The organism is Rhodobium orientis, from assembly GCF_003258835.1.
Taxonomy (GTDB): Bacteria; Pseudomonadota; Alphaproteobacteria; order Rhizobiales; family Rhodobiaceae; genus Rhodobium; species Rhodobium orientis.
This window is the reverse complement of record NZ_NPEV01000152.1, coordinates 1-279: the sequence shown is the minus strand read 5'-3', so window position 1 is coordinate 279 and position 279 is coordinate 1. Positions and strand designations below refer to the sequence as shown.

Here is a 279-nt window from a genome sequence, read left to right as displayed (position 1 = left end):
ATTTTGCCTTTTCCGCATTTGTGTTCCGTGATGAACGCTTTGCCTGACGCCGGGCCTTTCTCAATCATCCCGACAGCCTTGGTGCCGCCGGCTTCAAAAACAGCGCTCCACAAGCTCAGCGGCGCCTTTGCGCCAAACGCCGTTCCGCTTGAGTTCCGCTCATCCATCGGGAATGTAAACAGCGTTTTAACACCAGAACATTTTTCTAAAGGCCCCAATCCGCAATCAGTGTGAATCGTATGGTGCTCTGTTCTTCCGCCCGTCAGCGGACCCGCAATC

Annotated in this window: 1 protein-coding gene; it reads right to left on the bottom strand. The window is 54.1% G+C overall.

Going from position 1 to position 279, the window contains the following annotated elements; all coding sequences use genetic code 11:
- The coding region (locus CH339_RS25615; RefSeq protein WP_210207401.1) for a beta-galactosidase trimerization domain-containing protein at positions 1-279 on the bottom strand (279 nt) is incomplete at both ends.